This window comes from Vibrio orientalis CIP 102891 = ATCC 33934 (assembly GCF_000176235.1).
Lineage (GTDB): Bacteria > Pseudomonadota > Gammaproteobacteria > Enterobacterales > Vibrionaceae > Vibrio > Vibrio orientalis.
The window spans coordinates 544,828-559,198 of the sequence record NZ_ACZV01000004.1 but is presented as its reverse complement, the minus strand read 5'-3'; the positions used below and the strand labels follow the sequence as shown (position 1 = coordinate 559,198).

Sequence of the window (14,371 nt, the reverse complement as noted above, 5' to 3'; positions counted from 1 at the left end):
TTACAAAGCTTTACGCTAATTTAATTCGTACGCTTTCTTTTAAAGGAATAACTATGATTATCAAATCGGTAATAGATGGAGTAGTTGCTCGCACCGCTCACCCACTCGGGTGTAAAGAAGCAGTGCGCCAGCAGATAGAATATGCTGAATCATCTCAACAAATTGTCGATGGTCCAAAGCGTGTTCTTATTATTGGTGGTTCATCAGGGTTTGGCTTGGCTTCACGTATCGCCCTGACCTTCGGCGGTTCAAAAGCGGATACCATTAGTGTCTCGTATGAAAAAGGCCCTTCTGAAAAGGGCGTCGGGACAGCAGGTTACTATAACAACCACTATTTTAAACAGTTTGCTGAACAAGCTGGCCGAACAGCGATTAATATCCAAGGTGATGCCTTTTCTCCACAAACCAAAGCTCAAGTTGTTGAAGCGATAGAAACCTATTTCGAGGGTGAAGTAGACCTTATCGTCTATAGCGTCGCGAGTGGCGTTCGCCATGAATCTGACAACCTATGGCGTTCAGTTATCAAACCAATCGGTGAACCTGTCTCAGGAACAACACTGGTGCTAGAGACCGACGAGTGGCAGGACACAACTTTAGCGCCTGCGTCGGCAGAAGAAATTGATGCAACAGTCAAGGTAATGGGCGGAGAAGACTGGGAAGCTTGGATTGACGCCCTAATTAACTCTGAGTCTATTGGTTCAGGATGTAAAACCATTGCCTTTTCATATATCGGCCCATGTGTCACTCACCCTATCTATCTTGAAGGGACATTAGGAGCAGCCAAGGCAGATTTACACCAAACCAGTCATTCACTCAATCTAAAACTCGCCAATTTTGATGGCGGCGCGTATGCAACGGTTTGTAAGGCTCTTGTGACTAAAGCGAGTGCTTATATTCCTGGGTTTAGTCCTTACATTACCGCCCTGTATCAAGTAATGAAACAGAAAGGCACTCATGAAGGTTGTATTGAGCAAATGCAGCGCCTGTTCACGACGAAATTATACAACGTGAGCCCTGTTCCAGTTGATAACGAACGCCTCATCCGTATCGACAATCTAGAGCTAGATCCTGATACCCAACGCGAAGTAACGGCGTTATTGGCTCAACTTAACGAGTCTAATTTTACGCAACTCGCTGATTACGAGGGATTTAAGCAAGAGTTTATGAAACTAAATGGCTTCGGATTCGAAAACATTGACTACTCGAAGAAAGTCGATATTGATAGTTATGTAAAATAAAGCCTTTGATTTAAAAGATGTCTTATTTTTGATACAATCATTCCACAAAAGCCTCTAAGTGTATCTTAGGGGTTTTTTTTATCATTCTGCTCATGCATCCTTAACACTATCCACACGATAAGTGGCTTCATCATAATTATACCGACTATTATTAGATTAATGAGAGCAAGGAAGGCTCTTATTGATCAAATAGCTCATAGGGATTTTGTATGTCCAAGCTGAACACAAGTAACATGATCGTTCCTGACGAGTTAGCTTCAGGGTGGCAAGAAATAGTAAATCTATTAGCAGAAATCATCTCCGTCCCTGCAGCTCTGATTATGCGTGTTCATCAGGATCATATCGAAGTATTTTCCGCTAACAATAACCGCAAACATCCCTACCATATTGGCGATACTGAAGCATTAGGCCACGGCCTCTATTGCGAAACCGTCATTAATGAAAATCGTCAGTTGTTAGTCCCTAATGCCGCAATAGATGAACAGTGGTGTAATAACCCCGATATGCGCTTTGGGCTCATAGCGTATTGTGGATTACCACTACAATGGCCCAACGGAGACCCATTTGGCACCATCTGTGTTCTCGATGATAATGAGAACCACTTTTCTGCAACCTACCAACAGCTACTCAACGCTTTTAAACTCTCGGTTGAAGCTCAATTGACGACGGTTTATCAAAACCATCACTTACAACAGCTAAACTCTGAACTCGAATCTCGGGTAACGACTCGTACTCAAGATTTGGTCGACTTAAATTACTCACTTAATCAAGAAATTGATAAACGTAGAGCGGCTGAACGTACGATTCGATATCAGCAAAGACACGACCTTGGCACTGGTTTCCTTAACCGGGTCGCGCTTGAACAGCACACCAATCGGCTGCTAGCTACAATAACACCCCACTCAAAACATAAAGTGGGTGTTATACATATTGGATTTACCAATGGCCGCCGTATCCAAGCCAAGCACGGTTATGCGATGTGGGAAAATATTCTGATTGAGTTTAAACAACGTCTCATCTCGCAGAGTAACTATAAACTGATTACTGCACGCCCTAGATCAACTGACTTGGTTTTTGTATTTGAATCCAATCACCTTGATGAAGACATTAATTTGTTAAGCCGTGAATTAGTCGAGGTGAGCCAATCTGCTTTTTATCTTGATGGTGAGAATCTCCACTTGCATAGCTATATTGGTATCGCCAGTTCGGATGACACTTCGAGTTCCAAAACCTTGTTAAAATACGCAGCGGGGGCGATGCAATCCTGTAAAGACTCAGGGCATAAGTTTAGCTTTCATTGCCAGCACATCTCGGACACACAAAAAAACATCAATCAATTAGAAAGCTACCTATTGCAAGCGGTGCGTAACGATGACTTGTTGCTTTACTTCCAACCTAAGGTTTCACCAAAAACGCATAAGTGGATTGGTGCAGAGGCACTCATTCGTTGGCGCCACCCTATCCTTGGTGACATATCAAACGAAACGTTAATTCACTTGGCGGAACAAAACGGCCTTATCTTTGAAGTAGGCAGTTTCGTATTGCGCTCTGCCATTCAAAAAGCCGCCGAATGGAGAGGAAAAGTTCAAGACTTTAAAGTGAGCATCAATGTCTCTGCCGTTCAGTTGCAAAGCCCTCAGTTTACGACGCAAATAGAAGATCTATTGGCAGCCTATCAACTGCCCGGCGCTTACATTGAACTTGAGATAACGGAAAGTGGATTGATTGCTGATGAAGTTGTAGCAAAGAATACATTGCAGTCATTAAGTGATCTAGGAGTGACGTTGTCACTTGATGACTTTGGTACAGGCTATGCTTCATTCAATTATTTGAAGAAGTTTCCTTTTGATGCCATTAAGGTAGACCGCAGTTTCGTTCAGCAACTCGACACTAGCGAAGAAGATAAAGAAATTGTGCGTTCAATTATCAGTATCGCAAAAAAACTCGATCTCGAAGTCACGGTTGAAGGTATTGAAAATCCAGACCATGAAGCGTTTATCGTCAGCGAAGGCTGTGATGTTGGCCAAGGCTATCTTTATGGTAAGCCTATGCCCTGCGATGAATTTGAGAGCCATTTGATCAATCAAAACTATCGACCGGAACATTATTCTTATTCATCTTAATAGATAATCAGTAAGGCCTTTACTCTCAGGCGTACGATTCCTATAATCCTCGCCTTTCCTGTTCTCAATCAGTGACCCCTCTTTATGGACCAACTTACCGCGACCTTAAAAAAGATCGAAAAGCAAAACTATCGTGCATATCAGCAAATCAAAGGCCAATACGATTTTACTGACTACACATTTTTTATCGATTATGTACAGGGCGACCCATATGCCTCTGCATCACGTGTAAGAGCAGTAAGACCTTGGTCTGTCACTGGCCTCGCTTGGTTACGCGACCAATCAGATGCCTACCAGATCGCTGCGCGCGACTTCATTGCTCGCAGTTTTGCTGATTTCGCGAAACAGGAACAAAGCATTGATATCGCATTAACGGGCCAAACCGTGCTCGATAGCACAGCGGTATTATTTACTGAACAAGGGATTGAGCTTCGTTTTAGAATCAACCTACCTGCTGAAGGTAGAACCGTTCTTGGCAAGAAAACTGACAACATCTTAACGTTTCATCTTCCTAAGTTTATTCGTCGTGCAACCTTGGAGCGCGAGTTAGACAAAGACGCATTGATTAAGCATTGCCAAATCGTCGAAGACCAAGTAGCCATGCGTAATCAACTTGATGAAAAAGGGCTGATTGCATTCGTGGGTAATGGTTCTGTTCTACCACGAATCGCAGGTAACTGTGACCTACCGATGAAAGATGCGGTGACTTTCAGCGCTCCTAAATCGCTTGAAGTTTCACTGACAACCCCAAACCAAGGGGAAATTATCGGTCTTGGTATTCCAAAAGGCATCACATTGATCGTCGGTGGTGGTTTTCATGGTAAATCAACATTGTTGAATGCCATTGAACGTTCGATCTATAACCATATTCCAGGTGATGGTCGCGAATGGATTGTCACCAATAATGAGGCAATGAAAATCCGTGCGGAAGATGGGCGTTGTGTTCATAACCTCAACCTGTCTAACTATATTAATCACCTGCCAATGGGCAAAAATACTGCCGATTTTTCAACTCAAGACGCTTCTGGTTCTACTTCACAAGCAGCTTGGCTACAAGAATCGATTGAAGCTGGCGCACAAGCAATGCTTATCGATGAAGATACATCTGCGACCAACTTTATGATTCGTGATGAACGCATGCAGGCACTGGTATCTAAAGGTGACGAACCGATTACTCCATTGGTTGATCGTATTGGCCAATTAAGAGATGAGCTAAGTATCTCAACTGTTATTGTTATGGGTGGCTCTGGTGACTACCTAGATGTCGCAGATACGGTTATTCAGATGCATGATTACCAAGCTGTCGATGTTACAGAGAAAGCTAAACAAGTGATCGCTCAGCACCCTACTCAGCGCGCTAATGAAAGTGAATCACTGTTAGAGACGTTTCCTCCACGTCAATTAAACTGCGCTTCATTGCAAAAAATTCTCGCTGAAGGTAAATTTCGAATCTCCGCTAAAGGAAAGGATTCGTTGCGCTTTGGCAAAGAGTTTGCGGATTTAAGTGCCTTAGAGCAATTAGAATCAACGAATGAGTTACAAGCGATTGGTTGGGTTTGGTTCCAACTGGCACAACACCCGGGTTGGTCAAAGAACCCAGCGAAAGAGGTAGCGAAACAACTGGAAGGTGATTGGTCAAATATGATGCCTAATCAAGGTGACCTTGCTAAACCACGCACATTAGATGTCATGGCCGCATTAAACCGCATGCGTAAATCGCAGTTCAAAGCGTCGCATTAACCGTTAAATCACTTTTCATGTATAAAAGCGCCTAATATGGCGCTTTTTATTTTGTATGGTATCTAGTGAACTAGTGTCTTAACACATGCCAAGCTTCACACAAAATTCTAAACTGTTCACTATTTCCTGATTGACGATCCGGGTGCCATTTGAGCGCTAATCTACGCCACGTTTTTCTAATTTCCGTTTGGCTCGCATCATGTGGCAATTTAAACAGGCTTAGTGCTTTTGCCCTATCCATGTCTTTACCATTTGTGCTACCAACAAATTCTCGATAACGTGTCCAGAACTCGTTCAACAGGCGTTTCACTTCCCCTTCTTCCGCTTCATAGTTAAGCCAATCAAGGTAGTAATCACGCAACGGGTCACTATGGTCAACTTCATGACCAAATACCTGCTGCCTCGACATTAGCTCAATATCCATCGCCTTTACTTGCAACCAGTTGTCCGGATACAGGGTTTCTTGGAGTTGATAGAGCGCATTCATAATTAGGAAATTTCGCTTGAATAAATCCTTCTCAGGCAAAGCGTCAAGCAATGGCATGATTTCAATTTCAGTCAAGTGAGATGCAAGCGTATGCACCTTCCAGCCACTTGGGTTCTTTCGTAGCACCTCAAGGATTGGCCAGAGTAAGGGGTTTTCCATGTACTGCTGAAACTGCGTAGCGACGCCTGATTGTTGTGACATATGACTAACTAATTATTGAACGTACTTTAATTGAAATTCAGGAGCGGCCGTTTGTCGAGTATAGAAAGGACAAACGGACATATTTTCGACATTTTTGAGAGTTCACTCCCTAACTTCCAGCTTTTGAGCGAAGCCTTGCTTAGTAACAAAGTTGATATTTAGGCTTGGCTAATCTAAACCTTAATTATAGTTTTTATTCGTTCTTCGCCGTAACGCCGCGTTGATTAGCCAAGGACCCGAGCTTACTAATGGATTCCGATACGTACTGTTTCGCGCCCTCCGACCAACCAACCGAAACCCTGCCGCAGTCATTTTGGGAGATCCTTGTCGTTGATGACGAGAAAGATGTTCATGATGTCACCAACCTTGTACTTGGAAAAAACGAATTTCTTGGCCACCAACTACATTTCACTCACGCTTACTCCGCAAAAGAAGCGAAACAAAAATTTAAAGATGGTCCTCAATATGCCGTCATTCTACTCGATGTCGTGATGGAAACGCGTCAAGCAGGGTTAGAATTAGCTAGGTGGATTCGCGACGAATTTGGTGACAGACACTGTCGAATCATTCTGCGAACTGGTCAACCCGGCGATGCACCTGAAGAGAAAGTCATATTGAACTACGACATCAACGACTATAAAACCAAAACAGAGCTCACCTCTACACGTTTGCTCACCACAATCTATTCAGCTATCCGCTCATACAGTGACATCATCACCATAGAGCATACTAGAGATGGCCTCAAAACCATTATTGAGTCCACATCGAATATCTTAACCGACGATACCAGTAGCACATGGCTCAAAGGGATACTTCAACAGATCGTCGCTCTACTCAAACTGAATGACGCCCATACACTGCATTTTGGCGCTTCAGAGGTCGATGGTGATTGGACTATCGCAACCTCAACCGATGAAAACAAGGTAACAATTGGTCACGAGCTCACTAACTACATTGATGCCTCACACCTAAGTCGTTTTACACAATCTTCTGAGCTTATTGAGATTTCGCCAACTAAGTTTGCCTTACCTATTGATGTACACAATAGGCACGGCGTCATCATTATTAATTGCAGTAAGCATGTTATTGAACAGCGAAAAGAACTCATTGAATTGATGGTTAAGAATGCCTCAATTGCCTACGAAAAGCTTTATATTCTTAATGACATGCTCGAAACCCAAAAAGAGATTGCTTATCGTCTAGGCGAAGTGGTCGAAACTCGCTCTAAAGAGTCTGGTAGCCACGTAAAAAGGCTGTCGTTACTTTCACACCTATTGGCTTTAGAAGCAGGGTTAGGAGAAAAGATGGCCGAGAACATTAAACTCGCCTCTCCGCTTCACGACATCGGAAAGATCGCCATTCCCGACAACATACTTCACAAGCCAGGTAAGTTGACAGCAGAAGAGTGGGAAATAATGAAAACTCATGCCTCTATCGGTGGTGACATTCTATCCGGCTCTCATCTTGATATTCTAAAAGTTGCCGCTGTTATTGCGTCAAGCCACCACGAGAAATGGGACGGCAGTGGCTACCCGAAAGGCCTATCCGGTTTAGATATACCAATAGAGGGTCGCATTACCGCCATCATCGACGTATTTGATGCTCTCGCCTCCAAACGCAGTTATAAAGAACCTTGGACCCACAAGCAAATCGTTGAACACTTTCAACAACAACATGGCATACACTTCGATCCAGAGCTATGCGACGTATTTCTTAGAATATACGAGAAGTGCGTGGCTCTTCGGAATTCTTATCCTGATTAATTTGGAGCACATTATGCTTGCTTCTCTTGTTCGTAACACGACCGCACTGTTTTTCATCGTCACCCTTTTATTCCCCGTCACGAGTATCGCAAAGCAACAATTTAGAGAAGACACCAGCGCTGAGACTGCCACTGGAAAATTAAAGGTTGGTTCTCATGTTAAGGTCTATCTACCAAACCTTCCTTATATTGCGAGTTCGCATTCAATTAACGGTGCGCTCTTTCGCCCAGCGAACAATGAGTTAGGTTGGGAGTATGACATGGCAGTAAGCCATGAGATCATTAATCCTACCTTATATGAGTTTACCCTAAGACAAGGGGTTAGGTTTCAAGACGGCACGCCTTTCGATGCTGACGCTGTGCTACTCAACATGGAGTATTTCGTTAAAGAGCCTTACACGTTCACTAAACTCCACCGAATCTTAACCAAGGTAGAGAAAGTCTCTCAATACAAAGTACGCTTTCACCTAAGCGAAGATTACGGCTTACTACTCTATGATGCTATTTGGTTGCAATTTTATACTGAAGCCTACCTAAAAAAGCACGGCTGGAACGGAAAACCTTTCTGCCCTAACCTCGCGGAAGCCGGCCCTTATGGTTTAGGTCCTTACATCTTAAAAGAAGGATATATAGAAGGGAATCGTCGTAGTGATATAGCAATACTGGAAAGAAACCCATATTACTGGGACCCTGACGCTGCGAAGGTTGAAAAGGTTACTCTGTATATGGGGATGACACAGCAAGAAGCTAAAGATAAAGCGCTTCATTCCGAGGGGGAGATTGATATTTCACCAGTTTTGTTTTCCGATGAACTTGAAGCAATATTTGCCCCATATTCCAAAACCACTCGGCTTCAATCCACCAATACATACATTGCTCGATTTAACTTGTTTACTGGTAACCCTATCTTCCAAGAGCGTGAAGTACGTGAAATCGTTAATAGCTTGATTGACCAAAAGTCGTTGGTATCACTCTCAATGAATGGAGAAGGCAGGCCGACCTATGTGTCTATTCCCGAGCAGTTTTATGGCATGAGCAAAGCATTGGAGCAGATCGAAGCACATCAACCAAGCACTACAGGTTTAAACTTAGCAGCAATGCGGGAACGCTTAAACGAATACAAAGTTAAGTATGGATACCAACAAAGTCAGAAAATCCCACTGCGATTTTTAGCTCAAGAAAGCATGCGCTATATGCTCAACGATATTAAGTTTTACCTAGAGAAGTTCGATTTTGAAGTGCAATTAATCATCGCCGATTCCGAATCTGCAATGTTTGCCAGTGCCATCGGTGCACGCAGTCAATCCAACGATATCGATTTTGACCTCGTACTGTGGCCAAATTTCGATTGGCTTAGAAACCCTTGGGTCTCCTTCTTTATCTTTGATACCAGTTCGGTCTGGTCGACCACCGCGCCGGAGAAAAACTTAGATAAATTGATCAATGACTTTATTGCCACACCCTATACCTCTGAAGAGTATATCGGCAGATTACGTGATCTCCTTACGCATATTCGCTACATGAATTACCAACTCAATTTACCAAGTCCTTTCAATATTATTGCTCTCAATAAAGAAGTCATCTTTCAGCCGCGCACCTCTGCCGTATTCCCTTTGTGGGAAATACAAGTCAGTGACTTGCATTGGTCTATACGCAAGGAAAGCGCCTACCCTGAAGAGCTAAAGGTACCAATTAAAGTGATCGCTTCAGGAGATGAGTAAAATGGGGAGATTCGCCGAAGATAGCCTATCTAAAAAGATACTTGTGCTGTTTATCACGACAACAACAGTGCTCATCTTACAAGGCCTGTACAATATCTACAGTATGAATGATGTTAACACCTCGATTAGGCAAGTTCACGACTCGGTCTATTTGGTCCATCAAAATAACCAAGAAATTTCCTACCCAGTATCTGAACTTAGACAACTCACCATGTTCCTGGTTATGGCTCCTGACGCCAACACCAAGCATGAGATCATCACTTTAATCGATAAAGATATCGCACTAATAAATAGCGGTGTAGAGCGTGAAATTCAGAATTCTAACTTAGACTCAACAATTCAAAACCTATCACTACAGATTAAGGACTCATGGTTAGATTACCGCGAAAGTGTCCTTCAAACCTTAGCGTATTCAAACGAAGGTATTCGCATTGCCGAATTCATGCATATAACCACTGATGCTAAAAGTAATTACGACAAGTTGATTGCCGACGTCGATGCGTATAACAATCATCTCGTCGCACTGAGTGACGAAATCTACATTGAAGCTCAAGATAATTCCAAATGGGCATTTTGGGCAGTCATCGTTACCACGGTGACAGAAGCGATCATTTTGAAGATCATTCTATTTTATGTTCTAAATCTAGTTAAAAAGCGGCTCGATGAACGAAAACAACATGCCCTTGAACTGGTTAGTAAAAATGACGAATTACAAAACAACATCAAGCAGCTTCAATCAGTTCAAAATCAATTGATAGAAGCAGAAAAGCAAGCCTCTCTATCCAAGCTTGTTGCGGGTGTCGCGCACGAAATTAACACTCCTGTGGGGCTGGGTATCACCACCTCCACCCACCTAGAGGATTTAACCGATAATATAGAAAAAAAGGTCAAAGAGAATACATTGTCCAGAGTTGATTTAGACGAGTTCATCGACCATTCACGCGATGTCACCCGTATTTTAATCAGTAACCTCACCCGAGCTGCAGAAATTATTCAGCGGTTCAAACGCCTATCATCTGACAATATCCACTCACTTCTTGAGAAACTCAACATTGGGCAAAAAATTAGCGACACTCTTTTAGCACTTGGGCCAAACATGAAAGGAATAGAGATCAAGTGTGAAAACTTCCAAGATATTGAAGTAAAAACAGACTCTGGAGCTATCTATCATACGATTTCAAACTTGGTGCTAAACGCCAAGAATCACGCGTTCGAAAATATTGAGCACCCTACCGTGACAATAAGAATGGAAGATTACAATGACCAGTATGTACGGATTACAGTCGCAGACAATGGCAACGGCATTGATGAAGAAGATCAAAATAAGATATTTGATCCGTTTTTCAGCACCAATCGTGAGAATGGCGGGACAGGATTAGGCTTATCGATTGTCTATAACGTACTTGCCAGAATAGATGGCTCGATAAATTGTAAAAGTAAAAAAGGCCAAGGCACGATATTCACTATCGATATCCCCGGCCCTGCAATGTTAGTTACCGAATAATATTCAGTGTTTAGATAACACCAAGTTCTCTTAATCGTTCCATTAGGTAACTATCTGCGGTGTAGCGCTCAGACAACACAACTTCCGGTTTCGGGTGCAAGAATAGTGGTAATGAAATACGTGATTGCTCTTGGCGTGCGCCGGTTGGGTTAATCACTCGGTGTGTCGTTGATGGAAAGTAACCACCTGATGCTTCTTGAAGCATATCGCCGATATTAATGATTAAGTTACCAAAATCGCATGGCACATCTAACCAATCACCCTCTTTGCTTAGTACCTGTAGACCAGGCTCGTTCGCCGCTGGTAACACAGTAAGCAGGTTAATGTCTTCGTGTGCTGCTGCTCGAATCGCACCCGGTTCTTCGTCACCAGTCATTGGTGGGTAGTGAAGGATACGTAGCAGTGTTTTTTCGCTGCCGTTGATCATTTCAGACAATGCGATCGAGAATTTTTCCTGAACATCAGCAGGGGCATGCGCTTCAACCCAACCAAGCAACTCTTCTGCAAATGCATTAGCGCGGTTGTAGTAATCTAAGATTTGCTCTTTTAACTCTTCAGGAATCTGGCCCCAAGGGTATACGTGGAAGTACTCTTTAATGTCTTTAACAGTATGCCCCTTCGCGACTTCAGAAACATTTGGCGGGAAGTAGCCATCTTGAGTTTCTACATTAAAGTGGAATTCTTCTTTTCTCTCTGAAGTGAAAAACTTGTACCAATTTTCATAAATTGACTCAACAAGCTCTTTAGGAATTGGGTGATTTTTCAGTACACCGAAGCCCGTTTCACGGAGAGATGTAACAAATAGCTCGGCGGCATTTTCAGCTTGATAATCGACGGTTTCCAGTTTCATGACTTTACTTTCTAATAGTTATGTATGTGAAGCGCAGATTGTAAATGTGACATTTTGGTAAAGCAAACGATAAACCGAATACGCGTTTCATTTGCATTAAGAGTGTGCAAGATGACGACTTTTCAACAAGATCTGTAATTAGCTAAGTTGGGCATCTAGCCAATCACTACCACCGCCGTAGGTTCAGCAACGCGTGTTTTGCTCAATCCAAGCTAAGTAAGGGTTAAAACCTTCAATAAATGGGACTTGCACGACTTGTGGGACATCATAACTGTGTTGTTCCACAATCACTTGCTCAAGCTCTGCATAACAGGCCTTTTTTGTTTTCATGATGAGTAACGTTTCTTTATCCGTGCAAACTTCATCTTTCCAAACATAGTGGCTTTCAATTGGCATCGCTTGAATACACGCGGCTAATCCACGTTTTAATACCTGTTCGATGATTTCTTTACGATTACTTTCCGAATTTGTCGTGGTTAATACAATACAAAATTGGCCGCTCATTAGATCCTCTATTATTTTGAAACCGTCACTGGGTAGTCTTGTTCAATCAACTCTTTCACAAAACATGAGCCTGAACCTGAGTAAGAAACCCAAACTTTCCTTTTCGCTCTAGTTAATGCTACGTAAAACAGTCGACGCTCTTCAGCATAAGCAAACGTATCTTTCGATTTTGTTAATGCATCACTTAGATGCAGTGCTTTAACTCTTGCAGGGAACTGGCCTTCATCCACCCCAACGAGGATAACAAAATCTGCTTCTTTACCTTTACTGGCATGGCAAGTCATAAAATCGATCTTCAATAAGGCGAAGTTTTTCTGCCAATCAGAAAGAAGCTCCGGCTTGTGATAATGATTTCGGCCGAGTAACAATACGCTTTGGGTCGATTTAGCACTACGGTTCAATTGATCGAGAACCTTCTCGACATTATTGCTTGGGATTAAATTAACCGCTTTGGCTTTCTGTTCTTTGTGACTTTTGAGTTCTTTCTCTAATTGAGCCGGATTTTGTTGTACAAAACGATTAGCCACTTCACCAATTTTGCTATTAAAGCGATAAGTGGTATCGAGGTAGTGCACCGTTGAATGAGGAAAACGATCCTCAAAGCCAGTCGTTAAATCGACGTCCGAACCTGCAAATTGATAAATTGACTGCCAGTCATCGCCGACCGCGAAAAGCACACAATGTTGGCCTTCGTTTTGTTGACATAACGCTTCGACAAGTTGCAGACGCTGAGGAGAGATGTCCTGATACTCATCAATCATGATGTAACGCCACGGGGACTTAAACTTACCGCTTTTAACATGCTGAGTAGCTTTCGAAATCATCAAATTGAAATCGATATGGCCCTGCTCTTTTAGCTGTTGTTGCCAAGCCTGATAGCATGGCCACACTAAACCGAGTTCACTGTTTAAACGCGTATACTCAGAGCTATCGACCAACAGTTGCTGAAGCTCTTTTTTCGTTAGGCCCATCGTCGCTAGTTGAGACATTTGCTTTTCAAGCCAAGCGATCAATTTCGGGTTTTCTACGTGGCTGCCCAACTCTTCGTCACCCGCTAAATACGCGATAGGCCATTTAGACAGGTGCTTTTGCCAGCGTTTAAAGTTGGTAGGCGTCATCCAATGCTTTTTCAGCCAGTCAATGCACCAGTTATGACGCTGGTTATCGTCTGATACTAATGGAGATAACGTCGCACCCTGCCCGTCGACCTGATTTAAGATTGAAAGACCAAGTTGGTGGAAGGTATTAACTTTAATTCCTTCTGTACCACTACCAATTTTGTCATTCAATCGCTGGCTCATTTCCGACGCAGCATCTCGCCCAAAGGCCAACATTAGTATGTCACTGGCTTGCGCTAAATGACTTTGTAATAAGTAAGCTACGCGCGCGGTGAGTACGCTGGTTTTACCTGATCCTGCACCTGCAAGAATCAGATTGTTGTCATCGTTTAGCAGCACCGCTCGCTTCTGACTTAAATTAAGGGGCGATGATTCAATCTGAGAGAAAAGCACTTGCCAGTTTTCTAACTCGTTTGTCATCCATTCATCGTTGCGTTGCGGCAATGCACAATTCTCTTCGACCAACCAAGACTCTATATCTTGCATTCTATTGGGCATACGTAAGCATGCATCTTCAAGATCCATTTCCATAGAGTGGAAATCGTTGTTCAGGCTCGTACGCCATTCATCAAGAGCGGAATGTGTTAGAAAGGATGGCTGGTAGCGAAGAAGATTTAAGCTCTCTTCCCACTTTGGTAAGTGCTCCAATAACTGTACACACTGCTTTTTATGCCACTGCTGGTACGTCGCTACAGCCAAGCGGGCGAATTCACGGCATTTAGATAAAGGAAGCCCTTGGACTAGCCATGCTTGTTCACTGCCTTCTTCACTGTACGCATAGAAGAGTAAGCTTCCCCAGATGAGGCCATTTTTAACTTGTACTCGACCGTTCCATACATTGAATGGAATCGTCTCTTGACGAGTTTCTGAATTTAGAATAAGCGCATCTTGGGTGATTTCAATTTGATTGTATTCGCGTTGGATGAAAAACTGTGCAGTCTTGTTTGCTGTTAGCTGCATTATCTCTAAGCCTATAAATTCCCTTGCAAACATCATAACGCAATTGATTTTGCTTGTGACAAAATAAAGACAAAAATATAGGGCGATTGAATATGATGCCCACTTGTGGTCAGTCAGTCGTAAATAGTCAAGAGCCCTTCTGAGCAAAACTTCATCAAACTCT

General features: G+C 42.9%; 10 protein-coding genes. 6 read left to right on the top strand and 4 right to left on the bottom strand.

The annotated features are described in order from the left end of the window. Positions 1-53: 53 nt before the first annotated feature. The 3 genes from fabV to VIA_RS06000 all read left to right on the top strand — a co-directional run bounded on the left by fabV (position 54) and on the right by VIA_RS06000 (position 5,101). Positions 54-1,238 (top strand): enoyl-ACP reductase FabV, encoded by a 1,185-nt coding sequence (fabV, locus tag VIA_RS06010; RefSeq protein ID WP_004411702.1) that lies wholly within the window; start codon positions 54-56, stop codon positions 1,236-1,238. A 209-nt stretch (positions 1,239-1,447) separates the two neighbouring features. Then, positions 1,448-3,361 (top strand): bifunctional diguanylate cyclase/phosphodiesterase, encoded by a 1,914-nt coding sequence (locus tag VIA_RS06005; protein WP_004411701.1) that lies wholly within the window; start codon positions 1,448-1,450, stop codon positions 3,359-3,361. Between the two features lie 84 nt (positions 3,362-3,445). Beyond that, positions 3,446-5,101: an ABC-ATPase domain-containing protein gene (locus tag VIA_RS06000; protein ID WP_004411692.1), complete on the top strand. Its 1,656-nt coding sequence runs from the start codon at positions 3,446-3,448 to the stop codon at positions 5,099-5,101. A 70-nt stretch (positions 5,102-5,171) separates the two neighbouring features. Here VIA_RS06000 and VIA_RS05995 read toward each other — a convergent pair whose 3' ends face one another. After that, complete coding sequence (locus VIA_RS05995) at positions 5,172-5,789, bottom strand: DNA-J related domain-containing protein (RefSeq protein ID WP_004416606.1); 618 nt, start codon at positions 5,787-5,789, stop codon at positions 5,172-5,174. A 248-nt stretch (positions 5,790-6,037) separates the two neighbouring features. Between VIA_RS05995 and VIA_RS05990 the strand changes: the two genes are divergently transcribed. From VIA_RS05990 to VIA_RS05980, 3 genes are read left to right on the top strand one after another with little or no spacing between them, the layout of a single operon-like run. Continuing rightward, positions 6,038-7,552: an HD domain-containing phosphohydrolase gene (locus tag VIA_RS05990; RefSeq protein ID WP_004411688.1), complete on the top strand. Its 1,515-nt coding sequence runs from the start codon at positions 6,038-6,040 to the stop codon at positions 7,550-7,552. A gap of 13 nt (positions 7,553-7,565) precedes the next feature. Further along, positions 7,566-9,272, top strand: a complete 1,707-nt coding sequence (locus tag VIA_RS05985; RefSeq protein WP_004411687.1) for an ABC transporter substrate-binding protein — start codon at positions 7,566-7,568, stop codon at positions 9,270-9,272. A 1-nt stretch (position 9,273) separates the two neighbouring features. Continuing rightward, on the top strand, positions 9,274-10,776 hold the full coding sequence (locus tag VIA_RS05980) for a sensor histidine kinase (RefSeq protein ID WP_004411685.1): 1,503 nt from the start codon (positions 9,274-9,276) through the stop codon (positions 10,774-10,776). 10 nt (positions 10,777-10,786) lie between these two features. On the opposite strand, the gene VIA_RS05975 is transcribed toward VIA_RS05980, so the two are convergent. From VIA_RS05975 to helD, 3 genes are all read right to left on the bottom strand, one after another. Beyond that, positions 10,787-11,626, bottom strand: a complete 840-nt coding sequence (locus VIA_RS05975) for an isopenicillin N synthase family dioxygenase (protein ID WP_004411683.1) — start codon at positions 11,624-11,626, stop codon at positions 10,787-10,789. 183 nt (positions 11,627-11,809) lie between these two features. After that, complete coding sequence (gene cutA / locus VIA_RS05970; protein WP_004411682.1) at positions 11,810-12,130, bottom strand: divalent-cation tolerance protein CutA; 321 nt, start codon at positions 12,128-12,130, stop codon at positions 11,810-11,812. A gap of 11 nt (positions 12,131-12,141) precedes the next feature. Next, positions 12,142-14,208: a DNA helicase IV gene (helD, locus tag VIA_RS05965; protein WP_004411680.1), complete on the bottom strand. Its 2,067-nt coding sequence runs from the start codon at positions 14,206-14,208 to the stop codon at positions 12,142-12,144. Between the last annotated feature and the right edge of the window lie 163 nt (positions 14,209-14,371).

What these genes read in the sequence shown, in the direction of transcription:
- helD (WP_004411680.1), bottom strand. Translation starts at nt 14,208, where the DNA reads ATGCAGCTAACAGCAAACAAGACTGCACAGTTTTTCATCCAACGCGAA.
- VIA_RS05980 (WP_004411685.1), top strand. Translation starts at nt 9,274, where the DNA reads ATGGGGAGATTCGCCGAAGATAGCCTATCTAAAAAGATACTTGTGCTG.
- VIA_RS06000 (WP_004411692.1), top strand. Translation starts at nt 3,446, where the DNA reads ATGGACCAACTTACCGCGACCTTAAAAAAGATCGAAAAGCAAAACTAT.
- VIA_RS05990 (WP_004411688.1), top strand. Translation starts at nt 6,038, where the DNA reads ATGGATTCCGATACGTACTGTTTCGCGCCCTCCGACCAACCAACCGAA.
- cutA (WP_004411682.1), bottom strand. Translation starts at nt 12,130, where the DNA reads ATGAGCGGCCAATTTTGTATTGTATTAACCACGACAAATTCGGAAAGT.
- VIA_RS06005 (WP_004411701.1), top strand. Translation starts at nt 1,448, where the DNA reads ATGTCCAAGCTGAACACAAGTAACATGATCGTTCCTGACGAGTTAGCT.
- VIA_RS05995 (WP_004416606.1), bottom strand. Translation starts at nt 5,789, where the DNA reads ATGTCACAACAATCAGGCGTCGCTACGCAGTTTCAGCAGTACATGGAA.
- VIA_RS05975 (WP_004411683.1), bottom strand. Translation starts at nt 11,626, where the DNA reads ATGAAACTGGAAACCGTCGATTATCAAGCTGAAAATGCCGCCGAGCTA.
- fabV (WP_004411702.1), top strand. Translation starts at nt 54, where the DNA reads ATGATTATCAAATCGGTAATAGATGGAGTAGTTGCTCGCACCGCTCAC.
- VIA_RS05985 (WP_004411687.1), top strand. Translation starts at nt 7,566, where the DNA reads ATGCTTGCTTCTCTTGTTCGTAACACGACCGCACTGTTTTTCATCGTC.